This window comes from Azospirillum melinis (assembly GCF_013340935.1).
In the GTDB taxonomy this organism is placed as follows: Bacteria; Pseudomonadota; Alphaproteobacteria; order Azospirillales; family Azospirillaceae; genus Azospirillum; species Azospirillum melinis.
The window spans coordinates 20,571-46,380 of sequence record NZ_WHOS01000014.1 but is presented as its reverse complement, the minus strand read 5'-3'; the positions used below and the strand labels follow the sequence as shown (position 1 = coordinate 46,380).

26 protein-coding genes and 1 tRNA gene are annotated in these 25,810 nt (G+C 68.8%); 18 read left to right on the top strand and 9 right to left on the bottom strand.

What is annotated here, in order from left to right; all coding sequences use genetic code 11:
* Nucleotides 1-308 precede the first annotated feature (308 nt).
* Together GBZ48_RS12970 and GBZ48_RS12965 are read right to left on the bottom strand one after the other, a co-directional pair.
* On the bottom strand, nt 309-983 hold the full coding sequence (locus GBZ48_RS12970) for a hypothetical protein (RefSeq protein ID WP_174471442.1): 675 nt from the start codon (nt 981-983) through the stop codon (nt 309-311).
* Between the two features lie 89 nt (nt 984-1,072).
* The gene (locus tag GBZ48_RS12965; RefSeq protein WP_174471441.1) at nt 1,073-1,603 is read right to left on the bottom strand and encodes a hypothetical protein; all 531 of its coding nucleotides are present in this window, start codon (nt 1,601-1,603) and stop codon (nt 1,073-1,075) included.
* Nucleotides 1,604-1,726: 123 nt separating this feature from the next.
* On the opposite strand from GBZ48_RS12965, the gene GBZ48_RS12960 reads away from it, so the two are divergent.
* Complete coding sequence (locus tag GBZ48_RS12960; protein ID WP_246307169.1) at nt 1,727-2,200, top strand: hypothetical protein; 474 nt, start codon at nt 1,727-1,729, stop codon at nt 2,198-2,200.
* Between the two features lie 103 nt (nt 2,201-2,303).
* Here the strand turns inward: GBZ48_RS12960 and GBZ48_RS12955 are convergent, their stop codons facing one another.
* The gene (locus GBZ48_RS12955; RefSeq protein WP_174471439.1) at nt 2,304-3,323 is read right to left on the bottom strand and encodes an adenosine kinase; all 1,020 of its coding nucleotides are present in this window, start codon (nt 3,321-3,323) and stop codon (nt 2,304-2,306) included.
* A gap of 165 nt (nt 3,324-3,488) precedes the next feature.
* On the opposite strand from GBZ48_RS12955, the gene GBZ48_RS12950 reads away from it, so the two are divergent.
* The 4 genes from GBZ48_RS12950 (at nt 3,489) to GBZ48_RS12935 (ending at nt 7,074) form a co-directional block, all read left to right on the top strand.
* Complete coding sequence (locus GBZ48_RS12950; protein ID WP_174471438.1) at nt 3,489-3,962, top strand: winged helix-turn-helix transcriptional regulator; 474 nt, start codon at nt 3,489-3,491, stop codon at nt 3,960-3,962.
* Entirely contained in the window at nt 3,959-5,230 is a 1,272-nt protein-coding gene (fabF, locus tag GBZ48_RS12945; protein WP_174471437.1) for a beta-ketoacyl-ACP synthase II, read from the top strand. Before GBZ48_RS12950 ends, fabF begins: the two co-directional genes overlap by 4 nt.
* A 133-nt stretch (nt 5,231-5,363) precedes the next feature.
* A complete protein-coding gene (locus GBZ48_RS12940) occupies nt 5,364-6,059 on the top strand; it encodes an EI24 domain-containing protein (protein ID WP_174471436.1) in 696 nt (231 codons plus the stop codon).
* Nucleotides 6,060-6,195: 136 nt separating this feature from the next.
* Nucleotides 6,196-7,074 (top strand): bactofilin family protein, encoded by an 879-nt coding sequence (locus tag GBZ48_RS12935; RefSeq protein WP_174471435.1) that lies wholly within the window; start codon nt 6,196-6,198, stop codon nt 7,072-7,074.
* 61 nt (nt 7,075-7,135) lie between these two features.
* On the opposite strand, the gene nth is transcribed toward GBZ48_RS12935, so the two are convergent.
* Nucleotides 7,136-7,771, bottom strand: a complete 636-nt coding sequence (gene nth / locus GBZ48_RS12930; protein ID WP_109491206.1) for an endonuclease III — start codon at nt 7,769-7,771, stop codon at nt 7,136-7,138.
* A 333-nt stretch (nt 7,772-8,104) separates the two neighbouring features.
* Between nth and GBZ48_RS12925 the strand changes: the two genes are divergently transcribed.
* Both GBZ48_RS12925 and GBZ48_RS12920 read left to right on the top strand, forming a co-directional pair.
* A complete protein-coding gene (locus GBZ48_RS12925) occupies nt 8,105-8,596 on the top strand; it encodes a hypothetical protein (RefSeq protein ID WP_174471434.1) in 492 nt (163 codons plus the stop codon).
* Nucleotides 8,597-8,677: 81 nt separating this feature from the next.
* Nucleotides 8,678-9,265 (top strand): DUF2244 domain-containing protein, encoded by a 588-nt coding sequence (locus tag GBZ48_RS12920; protein WP_246307168.1) that lies wholly within the window; start codon nt 8,678-8,680, stop codon nt 9,263-9,265.
* 7 nt (nt 9,266-9,272) lie between these two features.
* Here the strand turns inward: GBZ48_RS12920 and GBZ48_RS12915 are convergent, their stop codons facing one another.
* Nucleotides 9,273-9,749 carry a low affinity iron permease family protein gene (locus tag GBZ48_RS12915; RefSeq protein ID WP_174471433.1) on the bottom strand — a complete coding sequence of 159 codons (477 nt, stop codon included), beginning with the start codon at nt 9,747-9,749 and terminating at the stop codon, nt 9,273-9,275.
* A gap of 121 nt (nt 9,750-9,870) precedes the next feature.
* A complete protein-coding gene (locus tag GBZ48_RS12910) occupies nt 9,871-12,240 on the bottom strand; it encodes a mechanosensitive ion channel domain-containing protein (RefSeq protein ID WP_174471432.1) in 2,370 nt (789 codons plus the stop codon).
* A 240-nt stretch (nt 12,241-12,480) separates the two neighbouring features.
* Between GBZ48_RS12910 and GBZ48_RS12905 the strand changes: the two genes are divergently transcribed.
* Entirely contained in the window at nt 12,481-13,194 is a 714-nt protein-coding gene (locus GBZ48_RS12905; RefSeq protein WP_174471431.1) for a sulfite oxidase-like oxidoreductase, read from the top strand.
* Between the two features lie 333 nt (nt 13,195-13,527).
* A tRNA-Arg gene (locus GBZ48_RS12900) sits at nt 13,528-13,604 on the top strand.
* An 18-nt stretch (nt 13,605-13,622) separates the two neighbouring features.
* On the opposite strand, the gene ybaK is transcribed toward GBZ48_RS12900, so the two are convergent.
* The 3 genes from ybaK to apaG form a co-directional block, all read right to left on the bottom strand.
* Entirely contained in the window at nt 13,623-14,105 is a 483-nt protein-coding gene (gene ybaK / locus GBZ48_RS12895) for a Cys-tRNA(Pro) deacylase (RefSeq protein WP_174471430.1), read from the bottom strand.
* A 93-nt stretch (nt 14,106-14,198) separates the two neighbouring features.
* Nucleotides 14,199-14,873: a GTP cyclohydrolase I FolE gene (folE, locus tag GBZ48_RS12890; protein WP_343049532.1), complete on the bottom strand. Its 675-nt coding sequence runs from the start codon at nt 14,871-14,873 to the stop codon at nt 14,199-14,201.
* Nucleotides 14,874-15,283: 410 nt separating this feature from the next.
* Complete coding sequence (gene apaG / locus GBZ48_RS12885; protein ID WP_098740939.1) at nt 15,284-15,676, bottom strand: Co2+/Mg2+ efflux protein ApaG; 393 nt, start codon at nt 15,674-15,676, stop codon at nt 15,284-15,286.
* A 458-nt stretch (nt 15,677-16,134) separates the two neighbouring features.
* On the opposite strand from apaG, the gene GBZ48_RS12880 reads away from it, so the two are divergent.
* The 9 genes from GBZ48_RS12880 (at nt 16,135) to trmB (ending at nt 25,712) form a co-directional block, all read left to right on the top strand.
* On the top strand, nt 16,135-16,839 hold the full coding sequence (locus GBZ48_RS12880; protein WP_174471429.1) for a GNAT family N-acetyltransferase: 705 nt from the start codon (nt 16,135-16,137) through the stop codon (nt 16,837-16,839).
* A gap of 181 nt (nt 16,840-17,020) precedes the next feature.
* Entirely contained in the window at nt 17,021-18,415 is a 1,395-nt protein-coding gene (miaB, locus tag GBZ48_RS12875) for a tRNA (N6-isopentenyl adenosine(37)-C2)-methylthiotransferase MiaB (RefSeq protein ID WP_174471428.1), read from the top strand.
* On the top strand, nt 18,412-19,521 hold the full coding sequence (locus GBZ48_RS12870) for a PhoH family protein (protein ID WP_174471427.1): 1,110 nt from the start codon (nt 18,412-18,414) through the stop codon (nt 19,519-19,521). The genes miaB and GBZ48_RS12870 overlap by 4 nt, the downstream gene beginning before the upstream one ends.
* Nucleotides 19,518-20,024 carry an rRNA maturation RNase YbeY gene (gene ybeY / locus GBZ48_RS12865; protein ID WP_174471426.1) on the top strand — a complete coding sequence of 169 codons (507 nt, stop codon included), beginning with the start codon at nt 19,518-19,520 and terminating at the stop codon, nt 20,022-20,024. The genes GBZ48_RS12870 and ybeY overlap by 4 nt, the downstream gene beginning before the upstream one ends.
* The gene (locus GBZ48_RS12860) at nt 20,021-20,977 is read left to right on the top strand and encodes a hemolysin family protein (protein WP_174471425.1); all 957 of its coding nucleotides are present in this window, start codon (nt 20,021-20,023) and stop codon (nt 20,975-20,977) included. Before ybeY ends, GBZ48_RS12860 begins: the two co-directional genes overlap by 4 nt.
* A gap of 148 nt (nt 20,978-21,125) precedes the next feature.
* Nucleotides 21,126-22,739, top strand: a complete 1,614-nt coding sequence (gene lnt, locus GBZ48_RS12855; protein WP_174471424.1) for an apolipoprotein N-acyltransferase — start codon at nt 21,126-21,128, stop codon at nt 22,737-22,739.
* A gap of 130 nt (nt 22,740-22,869) precedes the next feature.
* Nucleotides 22,870-23,364 (top strand): helix-turn-helix domain-containing protein, encoded by a 495-nt coding sequence (locus tag GBZ48_RS12850; protein WP_174471423.1) that lies wholly within the window; start codon nt 22,870-22,872, stop codon nt 23,362-23,364.
* Nucleotides 23,365-23,654: 290 nt separating this feature from the next.
* Nucleotides 23,655-24,836, top strand: coding sequence for a methionine adenosyltransferase (metK, locus tag GBZ48_RS12845; RefSeq protein ID WP_211105731.1), 1,182 nt, complete (start codon nt 23,655-23,657; stop codon nt 24,834-24,836).
* A gap of 138 nt (nt 24,837-24,974) precedes the next feature.
* Nucleotides 24,975-25,712, top strand: coding sequence for a tRNA (guanine(46)-N(7))-methyltransferase TrmB (trmB, locus tag GBZ48_RS12840; protein ID WP_174471421.1), 738 nt, complete (start codon nt 24,975-24,977; stop codon nt 25,710-25,712).
* Nucleotides 25,713-25,810: the final 98 nt, after the last annotated feature.

Genomic DNA, 25,810 nt, shown 5'->3' with positions numbered 1-25,810 from the left:
GGGGTCGCATTTGGATTTCGTTCCCTGACAAAGCCCTTCTCCCCTTGCGGCTACCGGATGCACAGATCTCATGGACCTTTAAGCCACTGGACTCGGAACCTTTACTCGGCCGTCATTCCCGCGAAGGCGGGAATCCAGCCGCCTCATCGCTGAGTTTCCTGGATCCCCGCCTTCGCGGGGATGACGCAAAATTCCTTTTATTCCAGAGGTTTAATGTTTCTCTGAGTTGTGTGATTCCGCTATTCCTTTGCGGGGGAGGGGTGGAACGGCGTGGAACGGTTTCCGGCCGATGTTCCATCTTGTCCGCCTTACAAACGGTCGAAGGCGGCCTTGCCCCGGCGTTCCAGCGCCGAGCCGAGGGTGGGATAGGGATCGTCGGGGTTGAGGGTGTAGGGATAGACGCCCTTCGGCCCCGGCCCTTCCGGGCGGGCGAGGATGGCGGCGACGGCGCGCGGATCGGGCGGGGTGCGTTCGCGGATCGCGCCGGGAATGCTGTCGTCGTCGAGGTCGGGGACGATCCCGGCGAATGGATCTTCCGACGGCTGCGGGGTTTGCGGCTGCTGAACCGGCTGTTGCGCCGGCTGGGCGGCGAGCCCGTCGAGGATGCCGAGCCGGTCGGCCAGCCAGCGCACGGTCGAGGGATCGCCGGAGGAGACCAGCCGTTCGATCTGCTCGACGACCAGACTGCGCAACGACGACAGGCGCAGGTCGGCCTCGCGGTTCAGGGCCTGACGTTCCCACCACACCCTGTGACGGAAATCCTTGGAGCCGTAATAGGCCCGCCACAGCGTGGTGCGGCTGCATCCCATGGAGCGGGCGACATAGAGGAAGCTGCTGCCGCGCGCCAGCATGCCGGCGGCCATGATCCACTGCTCCTCGTGGAACTGCGAACCGGGGACCAGCGAGCCTGCCGACGGCACCGGCGGCTCCTCCGCCCAGAGCGGGAAATGGTCGTTTGCAAGGGTACGGCTGTCGAGGGGCATGGCATGGCTCCGCGAATGAGTGGGCATTGCGGAGAGGTTATAGGAATTATTTCTCCAGACGGTGGTCTTTTGCGAAAAACCGAAACCAGTCAAGGCACCGCCGCGTGGAAGAAGACCTGATAGCCGCCCTTCTGCGGGAAGACATGGTCCGCCTCGCGCCGGGCGGACCCCATGTCCAGCGCATGCACCACGACCCGGTTGCCGTAGCGCCAGGCCGGGTTCACCGGCTTGCCGGCGGCGCGGGCGGCGGCGGCGACAACGGTGTCGAACTTCGCCTCCGCCTTGAAGCCGCGCCGGTTGCCGCCGGGGGTGCCGAGGATGTGCAGGAAGACCGGCGGTTCCTTGTCCAGGGCGTCGATCTGGCGCTGGAGGTGGCTGACCCGCAGTTCGGCGGCGGTCAGACGGCCCCTCGCCTCCTCCAGCCGGCAGGCCATGTCGGCCAGCGCCTCCGTCTCGGCGCGCTGGCGTTCCTTCAGCGGCAGCACCGACTGCCGCAGCCGGTCGAGCCCGGCCACCCGTTCCCAGCTGCGCCGGATCCCGACCCAGCACAGATGGCACAGCACGGCCAGCGCCGCCACCAGCGGCACCGCCGAGTTGAGGATCGTCCGCACCACCTCCATCGCACCCCGCTCCCATCGAATTCCGCCACGAATGCCGGCGCCTGCCCTGGCACGCCGGTTGCTGGTCTCCCGGCAGCCGGGCACGCAGCAAGGAGCGTGCCGGAGGAGCGGAGGAGGATGGGCATGCAGACGCCGCTGCTGCTGGTGCTGGAAATGGTCATCATGATGGCCTGCCTCAGCTGGGGCACCGTGTCGATCCTGCGGATCGGCTACCGGATCGCGTCCGTGCAGCGCCGCCGGTCGCAGCTGCATCATGGACGGACGGAACTGGCCCAGACCACCGACTCCCTGCGGCGCGACCTGCACCGGCAGGAAACCGAACTGCGCCAGCTGGAGGACGCGATAGCCGTGCGCAACGCCCAGGCGGTGGAATTGCAGAGCCAGTTGAACGACCTGCGCCGCCAGGGGCCGCGGGAATACACGCTGATGAACGAGCGTTTCGGGGAGAAGGACCGGCTGTGGCTGCTGACCGTCCCGCGGCCCGACCGGCCGGAGCGCTGGGCGGTGGCCGCCCCCGACAGCGGGACGGCGCTGGCGCTGCTGTGCGCCAGGGTCACCGTGCCGGAGCGGCCGGTGGTGGACGACCAATTGAACTGAGCCAGCTGAACTGAACAAGACCGGAGCGGAATGAGAACCGGCCGCAGTTGCAAAATGCACTGCGGCCGGCAACGTGGTCGCGATCTGAGGCGCAAATCGCAGATTAAAGAATGCCCTTGGCGGCGACCAGCTCGCGCAGGTTCACCTCCGGCCGGGCGCCGACATGGCTGATGATCTCCGCCGCGGCGACGGCGCCCAGACGGCCGCAGACCGCCGGGGACAGGCCGCGGGTGTGGCCGAACAGGAAGCCGGCGGCATAGAGGTCGCCGGCGCCGGTGGTGTCGACCACCCGCTCCACCGGCTCGGCCGCCACCTCGACCACCTCGCCGGCCGACACGATGACCGCGCCCTTCTCGCTGCGGGTCAGCGCCGCCGTCTTGCCCAGCCGCTTCACCGCCGCCAGCGCGTCCTCGAAGCTGTCGGTGCCGTAGAGGGCGCCGATCTCATGCTCGTTGGCGAACAGGATGTCGACATGGCGTTCCACCAGATCGACGAACTCGGCATGGTGGCGGTGGACGCAGAAGCTGTCGGACAGCGACAGCGACACCTTGCGGCCGGCGGCGTGCGCGATCTCCGCCGCCTTGCGGAAGGCTTCCTTGGCGCGGGGCGGATCCCACAGATAGCCTTCCAGATAGGTGACCTGCGAGCCGGCGATCAGCGCCTCGTCGATGTCCTCCGGACCCAGCTCGACGCAGGCGCCGAGATAGGTGTTCATCGAGCGCTGGGCGTCCGGCGTGACGAGGATCAGGCAGCGGGCGGTCGGCGCCCCGCCCAGCAGCGGCGCGCTGTCGAAGGCGACGCCGGCCGCGCGGATGTCGTGGCGGAACACGTCGCCCAGCTGGTCCCTGGCGACCTTGCCGATATAGGCGCCGCGCCCGCCCAGCATGGCCATGCCCGCCATGGTGTTGCCGGCCGAGCCGCCGGAGACCTCGACGCCCGGCCCCATGCGGCCATACAGCTCCTCGGCGCGGGCGGCGTCGATCAGCGTCATCGCCCCCTTCTCGATGGTGTTGGCGGCGAGGAAGCCGTCGTCGGCGTGGGCGATCACGTCCACGATGGCGTTGCCGATGCCGGTGACGTCGTATGCGGCATTGGGGGCGGCATCGGGGGCAGACGTGGCCATGGGCTCTCCTGGGGAATCTTGCGGTCGGGGCGATGTTGCGGCGCAAGTATAGCCGCCGCCGCCCGCATCACAAGTGCGGCCCGGGCGAGCACTCCCGATGCTCCGCGGCTGCGTCGTCGTCCCCATTACTTGCATGATAAAAGTGACCGTGCGACAGTCGCCGCCATGCGACGCACCCGCCTGATCGACGTTCCCTGCCCCATCGCCCGCGGCCTTGACGAGGTCGGGGAATGGTGGTCCCTGCTGATCCTGCGCGACGCGATGCTCGGCCTGACCCGCTTCGACGAGTTCCAGCGCAGCATCGGGCTCGCCAGCAACATGCTGACCCGCCGCCTCCAGGCTCTGGTCGAGGCCGGGCTGCTGGAGAAGCGGCCCTACCAGGACCGCCCGCTGCGCCACGGCTATCACCTGACCGGCAAGGGGCGGGATTTCCTGCCGGTGCTGATCGCCATGGCCGACTGGGGCAGCCGCTGGCTGGCGTCCGGCGGGGCGTTCCGGATCGTCGACAGGGACACCGGACGGCCGGTCGAGCCGGTGCTGATCGACAGGACGACAGGCGAAGCGATCCGGCCGGAGCGGCTGCGCCCGGAATTCACCATCCCCGCAAAGACGACATGGGCAAAGGACGAAACCGAATGAGACGAGTCGTGGTCACCGGATTGGGCGCGGTCACTCCGCTCGGGGCCGGGGTGAATCCCAGCTGGCGCGCCATGCTGGACGGCCGCAGCGGCATCCGCGCGATAAGCGGGGTCGATGCCGGCGGGATCGATGTCGCCGACCTGCCCTGCCGCATCGCCGGACAGGTGCCGGACAGCGGGGAGGCCGCCTTCGACGCCGATGCGGTGGTGCCGCCCAAGGACCAGCGCAAGATGGACCGCTTCATCCTGCTGGCGCTGGCCGCCGCGGAAGAGGCGGTGGCGGATGCCGGCTGGCGCCCGGCGGATGCGGAGGCGCAGGAGCGCACCGGCGTGATGATCGGCTCCGGCATCGGCGGCCTGCCGGCTCTGGCCGACGCGGCTCTGACCCTGCACGCGAAGGGGCCGCGCCGCATCTCGCCCTTCTTCGTGCCGTCGACCCTCATCAACCTCGCGTCGGGCCATGTCTCGATCCGCTACGGCTTCCGCGGACCGAACCATGCCGCGGTGACCGCCTGCGCGACCGGGGCCCATGCCATCGGCGACGCCGCCCGGCTGATCGCCATGGACGATGCCGACGTCATGCTGGCCGGCGGCAGCGAGGCGACGATCTGCCGTCTCGCCATCGCCGGCTTCTGCGCCGCCCGCGCCATGTCCAGCGGCTTCAACGACGATCCGGCCCGCGCGTCGCGCCCCTGGGACCGCGAGCGCGACGGCTTCGTCATGGGCGAAGGGGCCGGCGTGCTGGTGCTGGAAGAGCTGGAGCACGCCAAGCGGCGCGGGGCGACGATCTATGCCGAGGTCACCGGCTATGGGCTGTCGGGCGATGCCTACCACATCACCTCCCCGGCGGAGGACGGCAACGGCGCCTTCCGCGCCATGCGCGCCGCGCTGAAGCGGGCCGGGCTGGCCCCGGACGCCATTGACTACGTCAACGCCCACGCCACCTCCACCCCGGCCGGCGACCCGGTGGAGATCGCGGCGGTCAAGCGCCTGTTCGGCCCGGCGGCGGCGGACCTCTCGATGTCCTCGACCAAATCGGCGACCGGTCATCTGCTGGGCGCGGCGGGCGCGGTGGAGGCGATCTTCGCCATCCTCGCCCTGCGCGATCAGGTCGCCCCGCCCACCCTGAACCTGGAGGCGCCGTCGGAGGGCTGCGACCTCGACCTCGTGCCGCTGCGGCCGAAGGAGCGGCGCATCCGCCATGTCCTGTCGAACAGCTTCGGCTTCGGCGGGACCAACGCCGCGCTGGTGTTCAGCCCCGCACCGTAACGGGAGAGCGGCACGGGCGACACGGGGGGGACTGGAACCAGGCGGCCGGCCACCGTAGATATGCGGGCGGCGGCAGCAGCCCTGCCCCGCCTCCAGGCCCCGCCGCCCCGTTTCGCCGCCTTACGGACCGCCGATGATCCGCGCCCTCGTGCTTGCCTTCGCCCAGCTGTCCGACCCGCGCGTGCGCCGGGTGGTGTGGATCGGGGTGTTCGTCTCGCTGCTCGCCTACGCGCTGCTGGCGGTCGGCGCCTCGTGGGCGCTGTCGGCGACGCCGCTGACCGGCTATGGCTGGATCGACGCCACCATCGACGTCATGGGCGGGCTGGGGGTTCTGATCCTGGCGTGGCTGCTGTTCCCGGCCACCGTCGGCACGGTGTCGAGCTTCTTCCTCGACGAGGTGGTGGAGCGGGTCGAGGCGCGGCACTACCCCGGCCTGCCCGCCCCGCGCCGGGCCGGCTGGCTGGAGGAGCTGGCGACGGCGCTGCGCTTCCTGCTGCTGGTGCTCGCGGTCAACCTGCTGGCTTTGCCGGTCTACATCTTCGCGCCCGGCCTGAACCTGATCGTGTTCTACACCATCAACGGCTATCTGCTGGGCCGGGAGTATTTCGAGATGGTCGCGCACCGGCGGATGGACCGCGCCACCGCGCGGGCGATGCGCCGTGCCAGACCGCTGAAACCTTTTTTGGCCGGGGTCGTCATTGCCTTCCTTTCGACAATCCCCTTCGCCAATTTGCTGGTCCCGGTCGTCGCGAGCGCCTTCATGGTTCATGTCCTACAGTCCATGTCGGCGCCCCTTGCGGCAGGCCGGACGACCGTGATACGCCGCTAGGCGGCACGGCCGCACACCGTCGCCTGCCCGGAAACCGGCCGCCCGGACACCGACTGCCTGGACGGCGACCGGGGCGACCGCCACACGATTTCCAGGCCATCCCGCCACCCGAATGTCCAGACTGGGGGAACCGCTCATGCTGTTCGGACGAAAGACACCGCCCGCCGCTCCCAAGGCCGACAGCCCCGTCCCGCCGCAGCCGGGTGTCCGTCCGTACACCCCGGGCGAGCCCGGCGCCGTCTCGTCGCCGCTCGCTTCCCTGAACAATCCGGCACATGCCCCGGCCTCCGCCCCGACGTCCGCTGTCGCCGCCGGAGCAGCCGCCCCCAGCATGGCCCACGCCCTGGCCGACACGCAGCACGCCGCCCCGGCCTATCCCGACATGCCTGCCGCCTCGAAGGGACCCGACATGAACAGCATTCCCAAGCCCCCGTCCGCGCCGTCCGTGCCGGGTGCCGGCTTCAAGACCGACGTGCCGCGCCGGGTCGTCGACATGCCCGGCTCCGCCCCGCGCCAGCCGTCGATCCCCATCGCCAACCCGGCCGCCGCTCCCGTCGCCCAGGCTCCGGTCGCGCCGGCCCCCGTCGCGCCGGCCCCCGTCGCTCCGGCCATGCCCGAGCAGCGCCGCCTGATCGTCGGCCGCGACATCTCGCTGACCGGCGAGATCGGCTCCTGCGACGTGGTGGTGGTCGAGGGCACGGTCGAGGCCAAGCTGCGCGAAGGCCGGCTGGTCGAGATCGCCGAGACCGGCCTGTTCAAGGGCTCGGTCGACATCGAGGAGGCCGACATCGCCGGCCGCTTCGAAGGCGACATCGCCGTCCGCGGCCGCCTGACCGTGCGCTCCACCGGCAAGATCACCGGGTCGATCCGCTTCGGCGAACTGGCGGTCGATGCCGGCGGCCAGCTGATCGGCGACATCCAGATCTACAGCACCGGGTCCAAGCCCGCCGCCGCCGCGGTCCAGCCCGTGGCCCAGCCCGTCATCGAGCAGATCCCGGCGGCCGAGACCGTCTGACCGGCAAGAACCGCAAAACGCCCGGCTGGCTTTCCGCCATGCCGGGCGTTTTGCGTTTGGGTCAGGCGATGATCTTGTCCTTGAAGGCGCAGAGGTCGGCGACCGGGCAGACCGGGCAATCGGGCTTGCGCGCCTTGCAGACGTAGCGGCCGTGCAGGATCAGCCAGTGGTGGGCGTGGCGGCGGTACAGCTTGGGCACCGCCTTCAGCAACTTCGCCTCCACCGCGTCCGGCGTCTTGCCGGGGGCGAGCCCGGTGCGGTTGCCGACGCGGAAGATGTGGGTGTCGACCGCGATGGTCTCCTCACCGAAGGCGACGTTCAGGACGACGTTGGCGGTCTTGCGGCCGACGCCGGGAAGCTGTTCCAGCGCGTCGCGGTCGCGCGGCACCTCGCCGCCATGGCGCTCGATCAGCAGCTCCGACAGGCGGATGACGTTCTTGGCCTTGGTGTTGAACAGGCCGATGGTCTTGATATAGCCGCGCAGCCCCTCCTCGCCCAGCGCCACCATCTGCTGCGGCGTGGTGACGAGTTGGAACAGCGGTCCGGTCGCCCGGTTCACGCCGACGTCGGTGGCCTGGGCCGACAGCACGACGGCGACCAGAAGCGTGTAAGGATTGACGTATTCCAGCTCGCTCCGGGGTTCCGGATTGGCGGCGGACAGGCGGCGGAAGAATTCCTGGACGGCGGCTGGCTTCATGGCCGCCACCATAGCCGCAACGGCCCCGCCTGCGCCAGAGGCGGAGCGGGCCGTTCGGAGGGGCTGCGACGGGGCCATGTGACGGGAGATGATGACAGCCGCGAAACGCTCCGGCGCAGGCCGCAGACCAAACTGCAGCGTTGCGTCGCAATTTGCGACAAAGATTGGAATAAGTGACGACGAATCAACAGAATTGGACGCAGAATACCGGCTTTCCGGTCCCTTTCACGGTGGCGTATGATTTGCTGACTGCCGGGACACCGCTTGAACGCCTGCAAAAGAACCATGGATCATCCTGGTTGTGGCGTTCCGATCGGATAAGGGTATCTTGATATGACCGCGTCTTATCTTGTGGAACTGAAGGATTGGGGACTGCATGTCCGGTTGCAGGGCACCCTGTCGCTGGAGCAGCGCGACACCATCGCCCGGCAGGTGGAGATGCAGTGCGCCACCCTGGGGGCCCGCGGCACGTCCTGGAGCAGCCTTGTCGAGTTCGACCGCTTCGAGGCCGAGGACGGGTTCCGGCCGGAGATCGTCGTCGCCCTGATGAAGCTGGCCCGGCGCTGCGGACAGGTGCGCTGCGCCGTGGTGATGACCGACTGGCACTGGGCCTCGGCGATGGCGGAGGTGATGATCGCCGCCGGCATCGACGACCAGGCGCGGATCTTCGTCCTGGCCAAGGGTCCGACCGTCGAGGGCAGCCTGGCCGGAGAGATCGAGGGCCGGCCGACTGCGGACCATCCCGCCGACTATCCCGGCATGGACAGCGCCATGGCCTGGGTGCTGAACGGCGGCGCGGTGCCGATGGTGTCGAGGGCGGCATAATGAGGGCGGCATAACGGGGACGGCATAACCCCGCATTCCTCGCGGTTTTCTGCCGGGCGGCGCTGGGGTAGGATGGCCGCCATGCCAATCGACATCAGCGGCCCGAACCCCGGTGGCCGGCAGCCCGGCGACGGTCCCTCCACCGCGGACAGCGGCGGCAGCGGGTCGGTGCGCGTGCTGTTCGACGCCATCCTCCACCCGCACCGCAGCCTGGGCCGCAGCGGATTCCGCGTCCTGATGGCGGTGGTGGTGGCGATGAACCTGATCGTCGCCGGCATCTTCGTCGCCCATGGCGCCTGGCCGGTCGTGCCCTTCTGCGGGCTGGACGTGCTGGCGCTGTGGCTGGCCTTCCGGGTCAGCTACCGCTCCGCCCGCCAGTACGAGCGGGTGCGGCTGACCGAAACCGCGCTGACGGTGCAGCGGGTGCATTGGAAGGCGCCGGAGCGGCGCTGGTCCTTCCATCCCTACTGGCTGCGGATCACCCACACCGAGCCGGCCGACCATGAGCGCCGCGGTGCCGCCGGGCAGGTCACGCTGAGTTCCCATGGCCAGTCCGTGGGCGTCGGGTCCTTCCTGTCGCCGGACGAGCGGTCCAGCTTCGCCCGCGCGCTGGGCGATGCGCTGCGGGCCTGGCGCCGCCCCCCCTGCCCACCGGCGCCCGCCGGATAAGTCCTGCCTAGCGCTTGTCCGCCGGGTCGGGCAGGCCGCGTTCCTCCAGCTCCTCGTCCACCTCGCGCTCCACTTCGCGTTCGACCGCGCGCTCCACCTTCTCGTCGATGCGGTGGTCCAGGCACTCGGCGGTCTTCGCAAGCTTTTCGAAGCTGCGCTTCACCTTCGCCAGCTCGTTTTCCGGCATCTCCTCCACGTCGATCATGCCGTTTCGGGCGGAGTGGGTGGCGCGGATCAGCTCGTCCAGCTTCAGGTGGATGGCCTGGGTGTCGCGGTTCTGGGCGTTCTGGATGATGAAGACCATCAGGAAGGTGACGATGGTGGTGCCGGTGTTGATCACCAGCTGCCACGTGTCGGAAAAATGGAACAGCGGCCCGGTCAGTCCCCAGACCAGCACGACGGCGAAGGCGGTGACGAAGGCGGCCGGACGGCCGGACTGACGCTCCATCCAGCGGGCGAACCGGGAAAAGGCATCGCTGAGCATTTTTGCGGCTGGCTCCCGCTGATCGGACGTACAGGTCGTACATAAGGAAAACGCCCGGCAAAGCCGGGCGTTCCCTGTGCGTAAGGTCTGAGCCGCCGCCTGCGGGCGGTACCCCCGGCGGTCAGGAGCCCTGGCTGAGCGCTTCCGCCAGCGCGCGGTCATGCGGGTTCTGGCCGACGACCAGCTGCATCGACTGGGTCGGCATGGCGATGCCCAGCTCGTCGAACTTCTTCTTCAGCAGGCGGTTGAACTCGCGGGTGACGCCCCACTGGCGGGTCGGACGCGTCTTGAACTGGGCCAGGATGTTGATGCCGGTGTCGGACAGCTTGTCGACGCCCAGCACCTCCAGCGGGTTCAGGATGTCGGCGGCGAACTGCGGCTGGGCCTGCACCTCGGCACCGGTCTCCTTCAGCACGGCGATGATGCGGTCGGGATCCTCGCGGTTGGACACCATGATGTTGAACAGGGTGACCGAGAAGTCCTTGCTCATGTTCTTCACGGTGGTGACGGCGCTGAACGGCACGGAATGGACCGCACCCGACCCGTCGCGCAGGCGGATCGAGCGGATGGAGATCGCCTCCACCGTGCCGGAATGGCCGCCGCCGACATCCACCGCGTCGCCGACCGACACCGTGTCCTCGAACAGGATGAACAGGCCGGTGATGATGTCCTTGACCAGCGTCTGCGATCCGAAACCGATGGCCAGACCGACGACACCGGCACCGGCCAGCAGCGGGGCGATGTTGACGCCCAGCTCCGACAGGGTGATCAGCGACACCATCGTCACCAGCAGGATCAGGAAGGCGTTGCGCAGCAGCGGCAGCAGCGTGCGCATGCGGGCGCTGCGTTCGATGCGGGTGCCGTTGCGGTCGGTGGCGCGCAGGAAATGCTCGATCAGCGCGCTGACCACCTCCCAGGCGACGATGGCGCCGGCCAGCAGCAGGCCGATGGAGATGGCGCTGCCGACGATGCGGCGGCCGGCATTCGTTTCGACCATCCCCAGCGTGTCGATGCCCCAGCCATTCAGCGCGGCGCCGAGCGCCACCAGCCAGATGATGATCTTGCCGATGCGCTGGACGATGGGGAGATAGTGGAAGGCGCGGGTGTGGAGCTGCGGCAGGTTGCCGGCCAGCTCGCGGTTCATGGTCAGGCCGCGGCGCAGCGTCCGGTTCAGCCCGGTCACCAGAAGCCGGGCCACGACCACCGCCACCACGGTCACCGCGGTGCCGCGGGCCAGGAATTCGAAGCCGCCATAGACGTTCAGCACCCAGACGCCCAGCGTCACCACGACATAGAGGATGGCAAGCACGTGCCAGATCTCGGCGAAGCGGCGGCGCGCGGTGCGCAGGACGGCCCCCTGCCCTTCCGCCTCGCGCCGGGCGGTCGCCAGCGGGTCGCCGTCGCCCGACAGCGGGTTGCCGCGCATCCAGTCGGCGACGCCGACACGGTTTTGCAGGATCAGCGCGATCAGCATGGCGGCGATGACCACGCCCAGCAGCTTCAGCAGCGCGCCGTAGGCGCCCAGCGGCAGGCCCAGCACATAGGCCCCCTCCGCCAGGAAATAGCCGTAGACGGCGACCGCGATCAGCCGGCGCGACCAGATGTAGCAGCGCTTCGCCCCGGCCTCACTGGTGTGGACCAGCCGCAGGTTGGGCGCGTCGGGCGCGAACAGCATCCGCACCAGGATCAGCAACGCCTGGGTGATGACGGTGGCGTTCACCACCGCCAGCGCCACCAGCCGCACCCGCGGGGCCGGTTCGGTCACCGACAGGATGGTGTAGGCGACGACGATGAAGCCCAGGATCGGCGCCAGTTCCAGAACCGCCCGGCCGAGCAGCATCGGGATGCGCAGCAGGGTGGAGCCGACATGGCGGGCGGCCATGGCATGGCGCGGCCGGCTGAGCAGCCAGCCGATGCCGCGCGCGGCCACCGCGCCGATGCCGAGGATCATCGCCAGCTGGATGGCGATCTGCACCCAACGGTCGCGGGCGGTGTCGTCCTGCGCCTGCCGCTGGACCCAGGACAGCGCCCCCGGCAGGTCGGAGAAGACGTTGGCGACCTGCACCAGCTGGCGGCTGACCACGTCCATCCGCGCCGCCAGGAAGGCCAGCGCGCGGGCGCCGAGGGTCTGCGGCAGGGCCGACTCGCCTTCCGCCTCCTTGGCCTGGGCGAGGCCGCGCTGGGCGGTGATCAGGTTGCGCAGCTGGGTGACCAGCTGGGTGCGCGCGTCCTGGTTCTCCAGCGTGCCGACCAGCGCCTCCAGCTGCTGCACGGTCGCCTCGTCCACCACCACCGGCGCGGCGGCGGCGGGAGCGGCGGCCCCGGCGGCCGGAGCCGGAACGGCGCCGGCGGGCGCTGCCGAGGCGGCGAGCACCGGCGTCGCCGCCCCGCCGAGCAGAATTGCGAGAAGCAGGACGGCCAGGCCGCCGGACAGGAGCTGACGCCAAACGCTTGGCAGAGGGTTTGCGGCGGGCGTTGCGGACCGGATCATCGGCAATTCACTCGGGTGGTCTCTGACGGGGCGGCGATAGGGGTGGGCGGCGAAAACACAGCCGGCCGGCACCCTGGCGTGGAACTGTGGCTCCAATATGCCGGGGCTCCACCATGCCGGGCTTCGGGAAGTTAGTTCTCCCGCTTGCGCTTGCCAACCCGACTGTCTGTTCCTTTTTTAAGCGGGTCCCCTGCCGGCGGAGATGCCGGCGGAGCCGGAAGCGCTGAGTAAGGATGAGCCATGAGCGACACACCTCCCAAGCCGGACGGGCGTACCGGACTGGAACCGGACCGGAAGATCGGACAGGACGGCACCGTCCGCGACAAGCTGGTCGCCACCAAGGAGCAATGGGCACGCGATGGCCGTGCCTTGACGGGACATGCCGCCGACCCGGCGCGCGAGCGGCTGCCGCCCGGCCAGCGTCTGGTGACCGACTGGCCGGTGCTGGACCTCGGCATCACGCCGAAGGTGACGACGGCCAACTGGACGCTCGCCGTCGACGGGCTGGTGGAGAACCGCCTGTCGTGGAACTGGGGCGATTTCCAGGCCCAGCCGCAGGAGAGCTTCGTTTCCGACATCCACTGCGTCACCACCTGGTCACGCTACGACAACCGGTGGGAGGGGGTCAGCGCCCGCCGCCTGCTGGAGCTGGCCCGGCCGAAGCCGGAGGCGCGCTTCGTCGTCTTCCATTCCTTCGACGGCTACACCACCAACGTCGCCCTGTCGGACTTCGACGACGACGGCGTGCTGCTCGCCACCAACTGGGAAGGCCAGCCGATCAGCCGCGAGCATGGCGGTCCGGTGCGGATCATCCTGCCCAAGCTGTATCTGTGGAAAAGCGCCAAGTGGGTGAAGCGGATCGAGCTGCTGGCCGGCGACCGCAAGGGCTATTGGGAGGTCCGCGGCTACAACAACCACGCCGACCCGTGGCTGGAGGAGCGCTATTCGGACTGAGGGCGGGCGGCGCCGCCAAGTCAGTCGCCTGAACGCGAGGTCCTGGAGACGCAGGCAACAATCGACACGGATTTCACGGATTTTGACACGGATTTCACGGAACCGCCCGGTTCAGCACGATCCTTCCCGGTCGCCATCCCTATGGATCGACATGGATCGACGTCGCGGATACGGCCTGATCCGTGCAATCCGTGTCGAAATCCGTGTAATCCGTGTTCTATGGTGCTTCCAACGGCGTGACGCCCGTCTTCAGGCGAGCGGTCCAGCGACGCCGCACTTTCACCAAAAGCCGCTTTCCCCTTGCAAGCGAAACCGTTAAGGTGCGGCGCAAGTGGCCCCGTAGCTCATCAGGATAGAGCGCGAGTTTCCTAAACTTGAGGCAGCAGGTTCGAGTCCTGCCGGGGTCACCACTTCCGTAAAATCATGGCTCAATGTGCGACGATGGCGCAGACCGTCGCCTTCGCCGCCTTCGCCAGATCGGCGGGCGCCAGCACGATCTGCAAACCGCGACGGCCGCCATTCACCACCATTTCCGGCAGCGCTTCGGCGCTCGCGTCGATGAAGGTCGGCAGCGTCTTCTTCTGGCCCAGCGGGCTGATGCCGCCGACGAGGAAGCCGGTGGTCTTTTCCGCCAGCGCCGGGTCGGCCAGATCGGCCTTCTTCGCCTTGGCCGCCGCAGCGATGGCCTTCAAATCCAGCTTGGCCGCGACCGGAATGACGGCGCAGGCCAGCGCCTTGGGCTCCAGCTGGACGATCAGGGTCTTGTAGACGATAGCGGGATCGAGGCCGAGCGATTCGGCCGCATGCAGGCCGATGGCGTCGGCCGAGGGGTCGTAGTCGTATTCCATCAGCCGGAAGGCGACGCCCGCCGCCTTCGCCGCATTGACCGCCGGGGTCACCTTCGCCGCCATGCTCCACACCGCTCACTGGGAAATAGCGGCGGGAGCTTGGCAGGCGGCGTTATGGGTGTAAAGCCCTCTCCCCGAACGGAAAGAGCGCGATCCTCACTCCATCCCGCGCGAGGACGGGTTGCCGATCATCGTCAGGAACTCGCGGCGGGTCGACGGGTCGGTGCGGAAGGCGCCCAGCATGCGGCTGGTCACCATGGTCACGCCGGTCTTGTGGATGCCGCGGGTCGTCATGCACTGGTGCTGCGCCTCGACGACCACGGCGACGCCCTCGGGCTGGAGGACCTCGTCGATGGTGTTGGCGATCTGCGCCGTCATCTTCTCCTGGATTTGCAGGCGCTTGCCATAGGCCTCGACCAGCCGCGCCAGCTTGGAGATGCCGACGACGCGGCGGCGCGGCAGGTAGGCGACGTGGGCCTTGCCGATGATCGGCACCATGTGGTGCTCGCAATAGGATTCGACCCGGATGTCGCGCAGCACGACCATCTCGTCGTAGCCGTCGGTCTCCTCGAAGGTGCGCGACAGGATCTCCACCGGGTCGATGCCGTAGCCGGCGAAGAATTCCTCGTAGGAGCGGACGACGCGGTCCGGCGTGCCGACCAGCCCTTCGCGCGCCGGGTCGTCGCCGGCCCAGCGGATCAGGGTGCGCACGGCCTCCTCCGCCTCGGCGCGGGACGGGCGGTCGAGGGCGTCCGGCCGGGACAGGCCGGGGCCGCGGAGCACGTTGTCGACCGCCGGAGGCTTGGCGTGCGGGGTCTTGGTAGCCGTCACGGGAACATCCTTTCCATAACTGATAACACGCCTTGCGTGGACCATCGGCCGTGAGCCGACGGCTGTCGCGCAACACGCCCACCTTGTCTGGCCATCGTGTCTGGCGTCACTCGGGCTGGCGTCACTCGGGTTTGCCGTCAGTACGGAACCGATGCCTCGGCGGATCAACCGAACGGCTCGCAAGACGAAATGGAGATATCTAGACCGGAACGGCGGCGCCTGCCTTCCCGTTTCCGCCCGTTTCCTGTCGCCGGACGCCATTCGGAAGACCCTAGATAGGGTCCGACCTATGACCTTCAAGCGATGGACAAAGTACGGGCAGCCATGCGGCTTGTCAAAGCCGCGTGTTAAATTCTTCCAATAACCACACACATTCTATTGTATTATTCGCCTGCGTCCGAATTCAGCGGTCAGTTCAGCTGCATCGGCTGGTGCGGGCTGTCCAGCGAGAAGGCCGGGATCGTCACGTCGAAGGCGCGGCCGTCCTCGCCCTCCATGCCATAGGTTCCGGCCATGATGCCGGACGGCGTGCCGAGCGGGGTGCCGCTGGTGTATTCGAAATGGTCGCCCGGCTCCAGCACCGGCTGTTCGCCGACGACGCCGGGGCCCCGCACCTCCTGCACGCGGCCCATGGCGTCGGTGATGCGCCAGTGGCGGGTGCGCAGCTGCACCGTCTCCTCGCCTTCATTCTCGATGCGGACATGATAGGCCCAGACGAAGCGTCCCTCCGCCGGGGACGACTGGTCCTCCAGGAACACGGGCTGGACGGTGACGCGGATGTCGTGGGTGACGGCGGTGTACATGGTCGAGAATCCTGGCAGGCAATCCGGGCAGGCAATCCGGGCGGACAATCCGAACGGACAGCCCGGCAAACGGCGCCGGGCGGCTGTCGGCCACAGGATAAGGTCCCCCCTCCGCACTGTCCAGACGCGCCCCGGACAATCCTGGGACATGCCCGCATTCAGATGGATACAGTTATGCACTCCATCGGGGTCTCCACGGTCTTGCGACGGGGGGGCGACAATGATATATGCGCAAGTCCCAGCAACGGCCGAAGAGCCTTGTCCATGTCTCGTTCGCACGCCCTTCGCATCCGACGACGGAGCCTCGCACCGCGCATTGCGGTTGCGGCCGTCCTTGGGTCGCGTGCGAACGCCAAAGGCACATCGGGGACCTGACACCCCCGGCCTTCCGGCGGCGGCGCGATCCGCCCTTCAGAAGCCTTCTGAGAAGACCTTCTTCCCGCCGGGAGCCCCAGCTGATGATCATCACCGTCGAAGAGCCGAAGCACGCCGCCGCCATCGAAGCCCTGCTGGACGCCTCCTTCGGTCCGGACCGCTTCAACAAGACCGCCTACCGGCTGCGCGACGGCGTCGACTCCATCCCCGCCCTGAACCTCGTCGCCATCGAGCATGACGAGCATGGGCGCGAGGTGGTGGTGGGCACCATCCGCTACTGGCCGATCCTGGTCGGCGGCGCCACCCCGTCCATCCTGCTCGGCCCCATCGCGGTCGCCGCCCACCTCCAGGGCAGCGGGCTGGGCAGCAAGATGATCCGGATGAGCCTGAACAAGGCGGTGGCGCTGGGCCACAAGTCGGTGATCCTGGTCGGCGACGCCCCCTATTACGAGCGGTTCGGCTTCTCCCGCGCCCTGACGCTGGGCATGCAGATGCCGGGTCCGGTCGACATGAGCCGGCTCCTGGGGCTGGAGCTGGTCGAAGGCTCGCTGGCCGGCGGCGCCGGCATGATCGGCAAGCCCGAGCAGGCGGACGCGCAGGATGTCGCCATCGGCGCCACCCCGGTGCTCGGCCCGGTGCTGGCCAGCTCCATCGACCTGCCGGCGGGAGACACCCCCGTCCCTTTCAGCGCCCTGTTCAGCCGGACGGCGGCGGAGCGAGTTTGGACTGACCGGGTGCGCCGGACCGACTGGTTCTGGCGCGACGGCCTCCAGGCCGGGGCGGCGTGACCTTTCCGGAGGGCGGAAAGCGGAGGCTTGCAAATAGTGGGCGGGGCGAAGCGGGATTGACTCGATTCGCCCCGCACGCGATACCATCTCATCAGGAGCGACGCCGGACCGACGGCGTGCCGCGCGCCACGCAAACCCGTGAGCGCGCTATTCGTTTTTGTTCCAAGCGGAAGGGTGCGGGTTGACCAAGAAGCTGTTCATCAAGACCTGGGGCTGCCAGATGAACGTGTACGACTCCGCCCGGATGGTGGACGTCCTGGCACCGCTGGGCTACCAACCGGTCGATGAGCCGGACGGCGCCGACATGGTGATCCTGAACACCTGCCACATCCGCGAGAAGGCGGCCGAGAAGGTCTTCTCCGAGCTGGGCCGGCTGCGCCAGATGAAGGACCGCAAGGCGGAGGCCGAGGACGGCCGGATGATCCTGGCGGTCGCCGGCTGCGTCGCCCAGGCCGAGGGCGAGGAGATCGTCGCCCGCGCCCCCTTCGTCGACATGGTCTTCGGCCCGCAGACCTACCACACCCTGCCGGAGATGGTGGCGAAGGCCAGCCGTGCCGCCGGCAGCGTGCTGAACACCGACTTCCCGGCCGAATCCAAGTTCGACCTGCTGCCGGAGGAAGCCGGCGCCCAAGGCGTCGCCGCCTTCCTGGCGGTGCAGGAGGGCTGCGACAAGTTCTGCACCTTCTGCGTCGTGCCCTACACCCGCGGCGCCGAGTTCTCCCGCCCCGCCGGCCAGATCCTGGCCGAGGCGAAGCGGCTGGTCGCCGGCGGCACGCGCGAGATCACCCTGCTGGGCCAGAACGTCAACGCCTGGCACGGCGACGGGCCGGACGGCGCGACCTGGGGCCTCGGCCGGCTGATCCGCGAGCTGGCGGAGATCGACGGGCTGGCGCGCATCCGCTACACCACCTCGCACCCGCGCGACATGGCCGACGACCTGATCCGCGCCCATGCCGAGGTGCCGCAGCTGATGCCCTACCTGCATCTGCCGGTGCAGGCCGGCTCGGACCGCGTCCTGGCGGCGATGAACCGCAAGCACAGCGCCGACGACTACCGCCGTCTGGTCGACCGGCTGCGCAGCGCCAAGCCCGACCTGGCGATGTCCGGCGACTTCATCGTCGGCTTCCCCGGCGAGACGGACGCCGATTTTGCCCAGACGCTGAAGCTGGTCACCGAGATCGGCTATGCCCAGGCCTATTCCTTCAAATACAGCTCGCGTCCCGGCACCCCGGCGTCGGCCGAGGGCGCCCAGCTGCCGGAAGAGGTGAAGGAGGCGCGGCTGGAGGCGCTGCGCCAGTTGCTGGACGCCCAGCAGATCGCCTTCAACCACGGCTTCGTCGGCCGCAGCGTGCCCGTCCTGTTCGACCGCGTCGGCCGCCGCGACGGCCAGCTTCTCGGCCGCAGCCCGTGGATGCAGTCGGTCCATGCCGAGGCGGACGAACGGCTGCTCGGCCGCATCGTCGAAGTGCGGGTCGACGCGGCGCGGGCCAACAGCCTCGCCGGCACGGTGGTGACCGGCGAATATGTCACCGCCTCTCCCTTCCAGCCTGCCGTAACCTTGGAGGCAAGCGCTTGAACGGTCTGCCCGAACGGCGCATCGACGTTCAATTCGATGACAATCGTCTTCTCCCGATGCTGTACGGGGAGCATGACCGCCACCTCGCCCGCATCGAATCGCTTCTCGGCGTGTCGCTGATCTCCCGCGGCAACACCCTGACCATCTCCGGTCCGTCGGACGCCGCCGAGACGGCGCGGACGGCGCTGAACGGCCTGTATGGCCGGCTGACCCGCGGCCAGACCATCGACAGCGGCGAGGTCGACGGCGCCGTCCGCATGGCGACCGCCGAGGCCGGTTTTGCCGGAGTCGCTGCTGGCGAAGAGCCGCGCGCCCCCGGCCCGCAGGCGACGATCACCCGCGCGGAGATCGCGCTGCGCACCCGCCGCCGCGGCCCGATCACCCCGCGCACCCCGACCCAGGCCGCCTATCTCCAGGCCCTGGCGGAGAGCGAGCTGGTCTTCGGGCTCGGCCCGGCCGGCACCGGCAAGACCTATCTGGCGGTGGCGCAGGCGGTGGCCCTGCTGACCACCGGCCAGGTCGACCGCATCGTGCTGTCGCGCCCGGCGGTCGAGGCCGGCGAGCGGCTGGGCTTCCTGCCCGGCGACCTGAAGGAGAAGGTCGATCCTTACCTGCGCCCGCTCTACGACGCGCTGCACGACATGCTGCCGGCCGAGCAGGTCAAGAAGCGGCTGGAGTCCGGCGAGATCGAGATCGCGCCGCTGGCCTTCATGCGCGGCCGGACGTTGGGCAACGCCTTCGTCATCCTGGACGAGGCGCAGAACACCACGCCGATGCAGATGAAGATGTTCCTCACGCGGCTGGGCGAAGGCGGGCGGATGGTGGTGACCGGCGACATCTCGCAGATCGACCTGCCGACCGGCACCCGGTCGGGCCTGCGCGACGCGCTGGACATCCTGCGCGGGGTGGAGGGCGTGCGCTTCGTCCGCTTCACCGACGCCGACGTCGTCCGCCACCCGATGGTGGCCCGCATCATCCGCGCCTATGACCAGGCCGATGCCCGCGAGGCGGAGCGCAGGCAGGCCCGCCGCACCAACGCCGCGCCGGCCGGTTCCGCACCCGAAACGACCGGCGGTGATGCCGGGATCGTTGGAGAACCGGAATGACCACCGCGGTCGATATCACTGTTTCACGTGAAGCCGGCGACTGGGCCGAGGATGCCGAGTGGCTGGCCGAGCGCGCGGCGCTCGCCGCCCTGGGTGCGGCCTATGACGACGAGGAAGGCCCGGCCGAGCTGTCGGTCGTGCTGGCCGACGACGAACTGGTCCACCGGCTGAACCGCGAGTATCGCGGCAAGGACAAGCCGACCAACGTCCTGTCCTTCGCCCTGACCGAGGCGGAGGAACCGGAGGCGCAGGAGGGCGTGCCGGTGATGCTGGGCGACGTCATCCTCGCCTATGAAACGGTTGCACGCGAAGCCGCCGAACAGCGGAAAAGCTTCCAGGACCACATGACTCACCTTGTGATGCATGGTGTTCTGCATCTGCTGGGGTATGATCACGAGACGGACGACGAGGCCGAGGAGATGGAGGCGCTGGAAACCCGGTTGCTCGCCACGCTCGGAATCGCCGATCCTTACGCCGCCAACCACCAACCGCCGGACCGATGAGCGAAATATCCGACAGTCGCACGCCCCGTGATGACAACGGGGCCGAAGACCATTCCCTGGGCCACCTGTTCAAGGGGTGGCTCCGCACCGTCTGGGGCGGCCGCGAGGACAATTCCCTGCGCGGCACCATCGAAGAGCTGATCTCCGGCCTGGACGATGCAGCCAGCGAGGACGGCGAGGATTCGCTGGGCACCGGCGAGCGGGCGCTGCTGACCAACATCCTGAAGCTGCGCGACCGCACCGTCGCCGACGTCATGGTGCCGCGCGCCGACATCATCGCCGTCGACATCGACACCCCCTTCCCAGCATTGGTCCAGCGCGTTGCCGAGGAAGGCCATTCCCGCCTGCCGGTGTTCCGCGAAACTTTGGACGACGTGGTCGGCATCATCCACATCAAGGATGTGATGACCCTGATGGCCAGGCAGGCCGTCTCCGCCGAGGGCCTGCGCCAGAAACCCGACCTGAGCGGCATCATCCGCGAGGCGAAGATCGTCGCCCCCTCCATGCATGTGCTCGACCTGCTGGTGCAGATGCGCCAGACCCGCCAGCACATGGCCCTGGTGGTGGACGAGTTCGGCGGCATCGACGGCCTCGTCACCATCGAGGATCTGGTCGAGGAGATCGTCGGCGAGATCGAGGACGAGCATGACGAGGCCGCGGCCCCGCGGCTGGTCGAACGTCCCGATGGCAGCCTGATCGCCGACGCCCGCCTGCCCATCGAGGATTTCGAGGTCCGGGTCGGCCCGGTGCTGACCGAGGAGGAGCGCGAGGACATCGACACGCTCGGCGGTCTGGTCGTCTCCATCGCCGGCCGCGTGCCGGGGCTGGGCGAACGGCTGGTCCACCCGTCGGGCCTGGAGTTCGAGATCGTCGACGCCGATTCCCGCCGCCTGAAGCGCCTGCGCGTCCACAATGTCCCGGCGAACAGCGCGGAGCTGGCGGAGACGGCCTGAGGACCGGGTGGGGGCCGGGGTGGGGACGGTCTCCCCACCCCACAACACAGCCCCGCCCACAAGAACCTTGGCACCCCTTCACGGCGGCATTACCTATGGCGCCGCCCGCACCTATGGCGCCGCCCCCTGCCGCTGCCGGAGTTTTGCCTTGACCGCCACCGACACCCTGCCCGTCCCGGCCAAGCTGGGCCGCGTTTCCGCGCGGCTGGCCGCCCTGACCGGCTGGCGCCGGCTGGCCGCCGCGATGCTGCTGGGCGGACTGGCGACGCTGGCATTGCCGCCGGCCAACCTGATGCCGGTCGTGCTGGTGGCCTTTCCCGGCCTGATCTGGCTGCTGGACGGGGCGGAGACCAGAAAGGCCGCCTTCGCCGTCGGCTGGTTCTTCGGCTTCGGCCACCACCTGCTTGGGCTCTACTGGATCAGCGCCGCGCTGTTCACCGACATCGAACGCTTCTGGTGGGCGCTGCCGCTGTCGGCGGTCGGCCTGCCGGTCCTGCTGGCGATGTTCAGCGGCGGCGCCACCCTGACCTTCCGGCTGCTGCGCCGGCGCGGCTTCGGTGCCGGGCTCGGGCGCCCGCTGCTGTTCGCCGCCTGCTGGTGCCTGTGGGAATGGCTGCGCGGCCATGTCTTCACCGGCTTTCCCTGGAACCTGATCGGCTATGGCTGGGTCGGGGTGCTGCCGGTTCTGCAGACCGCCTCGCTGATCGGCATCTATGGCCTGACGCTGGCGACGGTGCTGGTGGCGTCGCTGCCGGCCGCCCTGCCCGACCGCGACACCACGCCCGGCCGGGCCCGCGCCGCCGTCGCCGCCGGTCTGGCGCTGCTGGCGGTCCTCGGCGGCTGGGGAGCGTGGCGGCTGGCCGGTGCGGCCGACGAGCCGGTGCCGGGCATCCGGCTGCGGCTGGTCCAGGCGGCGATCGACCAGCGGCTGAAATGGGCGCCCGGCGAGCGGGCGCAGAATTTCCAGAGCCATCTCGCTTTGTCAGCCGCCGCCCCGGCCGATCCCTCCACCCCGCCGCCCAACGTCATCATCTGGCCGGAAACCGCCGTGCCCTTCTTCATCGAGGACGATGCGCGGGTGCGGCAGGCCCTGGCCTCGGTCACGCCATCCGGCGGGCTGCTGATCACCGGAGCCCCGCGCACGACGATGGATGCCGATGGCGAGCGCCGCTATTTCAACGGCATGGTGGCGGTGGACGGCAGCGGCGCCGCGGTCGCCGACTACGACAAGTTCCATCTCGTCCCCTTCGGCGAATATATGCCGCTGCGGCAATGGCTGCCGGTCGGCGCCATCGCCGGCAACGGGGCGGAGTTCTCCGCCGGTCCCGGCCCACGCACCCTGCATCTGGGCGACCGCGTGGCGGGCCTGCCGCCCTTCAGCCCGCTGATCTGCTACGAGAGCATCTTCCCCGGCGCGGTGGTCGATACCGCCGACCGGCCGCAATGGCTGCTGAACCTGACCAACGACGCCTGGTACGGCCGCACCGCCGGTCCGCACCAGCATTTCGCCATCAATCAGGTGCGTGCGGTCGAGGAAGGGCTGCCGCTGGTACGGGTGGCGAATACGGGAATATCCGGGGTGGTGGATTCCTACGGTCGTGTGCGACAATTGCTCGGTCTGGGTGAACGTGGCTTCATTGATACCACGTTACCGAAAGCTCCATCTGGCGTTACAGCCTATGCCCGCATGGGCGACTGGATTTTCGGCATATTGCTTCTAGGCTGTTTCATGGCGGCCCTGGCCTCGCGATATCACCGGTGACGCTGCAATACGGGCATTCTGCCCGCCACAGGCAGAACAAATTCGTGTAACCGGCATGACCGGAGCGGGCTTGACTGCATACGTGGATATGTCGTAACTAGGTTGCACAACCGTTACAGGGATAAACGAGATGCAGACTGAAACTGGAGCGCCGCGCGGGCGCCGTGCGGGTGCGGGCCGTCCGAAGACCGGAAAGCCGAATCCCATCGATGTCCATGTCGGATCCCGCGTCCGTCTCCGCCGCACCCTTCTCGGCATGAGCCAGGAAAAGTTGGGCGAGGCCATCGGTCTGACCTTCCAGCAGGTGCAGAAGTACGAGCGTGGCGCCAACCGCATCGGCGCATCGCGTCTGTTCGATCTCAGCCGCGTGCTGGACGTGCCGGTTTCCTTCTTCTTCGACGACATGCCGGCCGAAGCGGCCTCGGCCCGCGTCGATGACGACGATGAGGCGGGCGGCTCGGAAGAGCGGTCGGCCAGCACCTACGAGCCCGATCCGATGGCCAAGCGCGAGACGCTGGAACTGGTCCGCGCCTATTACAAGATCAGCGATCCGTCGGTGCGCAAGCGCCTGTTCGAGCTGACCAAGGCAGTGGCCAGCGCCGCCGTGGCGGAAGCCGCGGAGTAAGTTGCGGCGATAGCTTACGGCAGTGACTCACGGCGGCAGTTCGGGGCGTTGAGCTTCCCGGCAGCAACTCCTGCCGGTTGTCTGCGGCCTGAGATACCCACCGAACGGGGAAGATGCGGCGCGACCGTATCCACCCCCTTCGTGTGGTGCCTGCGCTGATAGGACCAAGGCCTTACCGCTGGTAGGCTTCTTGACCCCGGCCTGAAACCTTGTCAAAACCGGATTTGGATCGGTGTCTGCGGCCGCTGTACCGGTCTGCCGTTTCGGCTCATGAAATAGCGTGCCGCCGAATGCCGAGGTTTCCCGTGGCAAAGTTGAACTACGTCTTCACCAGCGAGTCCGTGTCGGAGGGTCATCCCGACAAGGTCTGCGACCGCATTTCCGACGCCATCGTCGATCTCTACCTCTCGCACGATCCGCAGGCCCGCGTGGCCGTGGAGACGCTGGCGACCACCAACCAGGTGGTACTGGCCGGCGAGGTTCGCGGCCCCGCCAGCATCGAGGCCGACCAGCTGGTCGCAGCCGCCCGTGCCGCGGTGAAGGACATCGGCTACGAGCAGGACGGCTTCCACTGGGAGAAGATGGACGTCAAGTGCTTCGTCCATTCCCAGTCCGCCGACATCGCCGTCGGCGTCGACGCCGCGGGCAACAAGGACGAGGGTGCCGGCGACCAGGGCATCATGTTCGGCTATGCCTGCCGCGAGACCCCGGCCCTGATGCCGGCGCCGATCTACTACAGCCACGCCATCCTGAAGTCGCTGGCCGAGGCGCGCCATTCCGGCGCCGCCCCGCAGCTGGGCCCGGACGCCAAGAGCCAGGTCACCCTGCAGTACATCGACGGCCGCCCGACCCGCGCCACCGCCATCGTGCTGTCGACCCAGCATGCCGAGGGGCTGGACCAGGATGCGGTGCGCGAGATCGTCATGCCGCACATCGTCAACTGCCTGCCGGAAGGCTGGATGTGCGAGGCGAAGAACCTGTACGTCAACCCGACCGGCCGGTTCGTCATCGGCGGCCCGGACGGTGACGCCGGCCTGACCGGCCGCAAGATCATCGTCGACACCTACGGCGGTGCGGCCCCGCACGGCGGCGGCGCCTTCTCCGGCAAGGATCCGACCAAGGTCGACCGCTCGGCCGCCTACGCCGCCCGCTACCTCGCCAAGAACGTCGTCGCGGCGGAACTGGCGGACAAGTGCACGATCCAGGTCTCCTACGCCATCGGCGTGTCGAAGCCGCTGTCGGTCTATGTCGACACCCACGGCACCGGCAATGTCGACGAGGACCGGCTGTCCGACATCCTCCAGCAGCTGGTCGACCTGTCCCCGCGCGGCATCCGCACGCATCTGGGCCTGAACAAGCCGATCTACGCCCGCACCGCCGCCTACGGCCATTTCGGCCGCGAGCCCGAGGTGGACGGCGGCTTCTCGTGGGAGAAGACCGATCTGGTCGAGGCTCTGCGCGGCGCCTTCTGACCGCCCCGACCGGCGGATCACCAGATATGAAAAAGGCGGCGGAGGCTGGAAACGGCCTCCGCTGTCTTTTTGTACAAGCCCGCTTTTTGTACAAGCCCCTTTCCCGCCGCCCCTGCTCTTCGAACCGCATCAGCCGCCATGACCGACAGCAAAACCGACCGACCGACTGACGACGCTCCGCAGAGCGAAACCGGAAACCGGCTGTTCGGCCGGCGCAAGGGCCGCCCCCTGCGCAAGCGCCGGACAAGCCTGATCGAGGATCTGCTGCCGCAGCTCCAGATCCCGACGCCGAAATCCGGCGACAGCCTGGACCCGGCCAGCCTGTTCGACACGCCGAAGCGCGAGGTCTGGCTGGAGGTCGGCTTCGGCATGGGGCATCACCTCGCCTGGCAGGCCAGGCACAACCCGGATGTCGGCATCGTCGGCGCCGAACCCTTCCTCAACGGCATCGCCGGCCTCTTGGGGATGATCGACGACGACGATCTCGGCAACGTGCGCATCCATCCCGACGATGCCCGGCCGCTGCTGGACGCCCTGCCCGACGCCTCCATCGGCCGCGCCTTCGTGCTGTTCGCCGACCCCTGGCCGAAGAAGCGCCATGCCGACCGCCGCTTCATCGGGCCGGAGAACCTGCCGCGGCTGGCCCGCGTGCTGAAGGACGGGGCCGAGCTGCGGCTGGCCAGCGACGACATGGGTCTGGTGCGCTGGATGCTTGAACATACGGTCAAGCATCCCGATTTCGAATGGACGGCGCGCCGCCCGTCCGACTGGCGCATCCGCCCCGACGACTGGCCGGCGACGCGCTATGAGGAAAAGGCCATCGCCGCCGGGCGCAAGCCGGTCTTCCTGCGGTTCGTCCGCCGCCCGCGGGGGTGACGCATACCCGTTCCGCTTGAGATTCCGGGCCGCCACGACGATCGGTCCCGAAAAGGCTTGCGGCATCGGCCGGAATGACTATATTCAGCCTCTGAGAA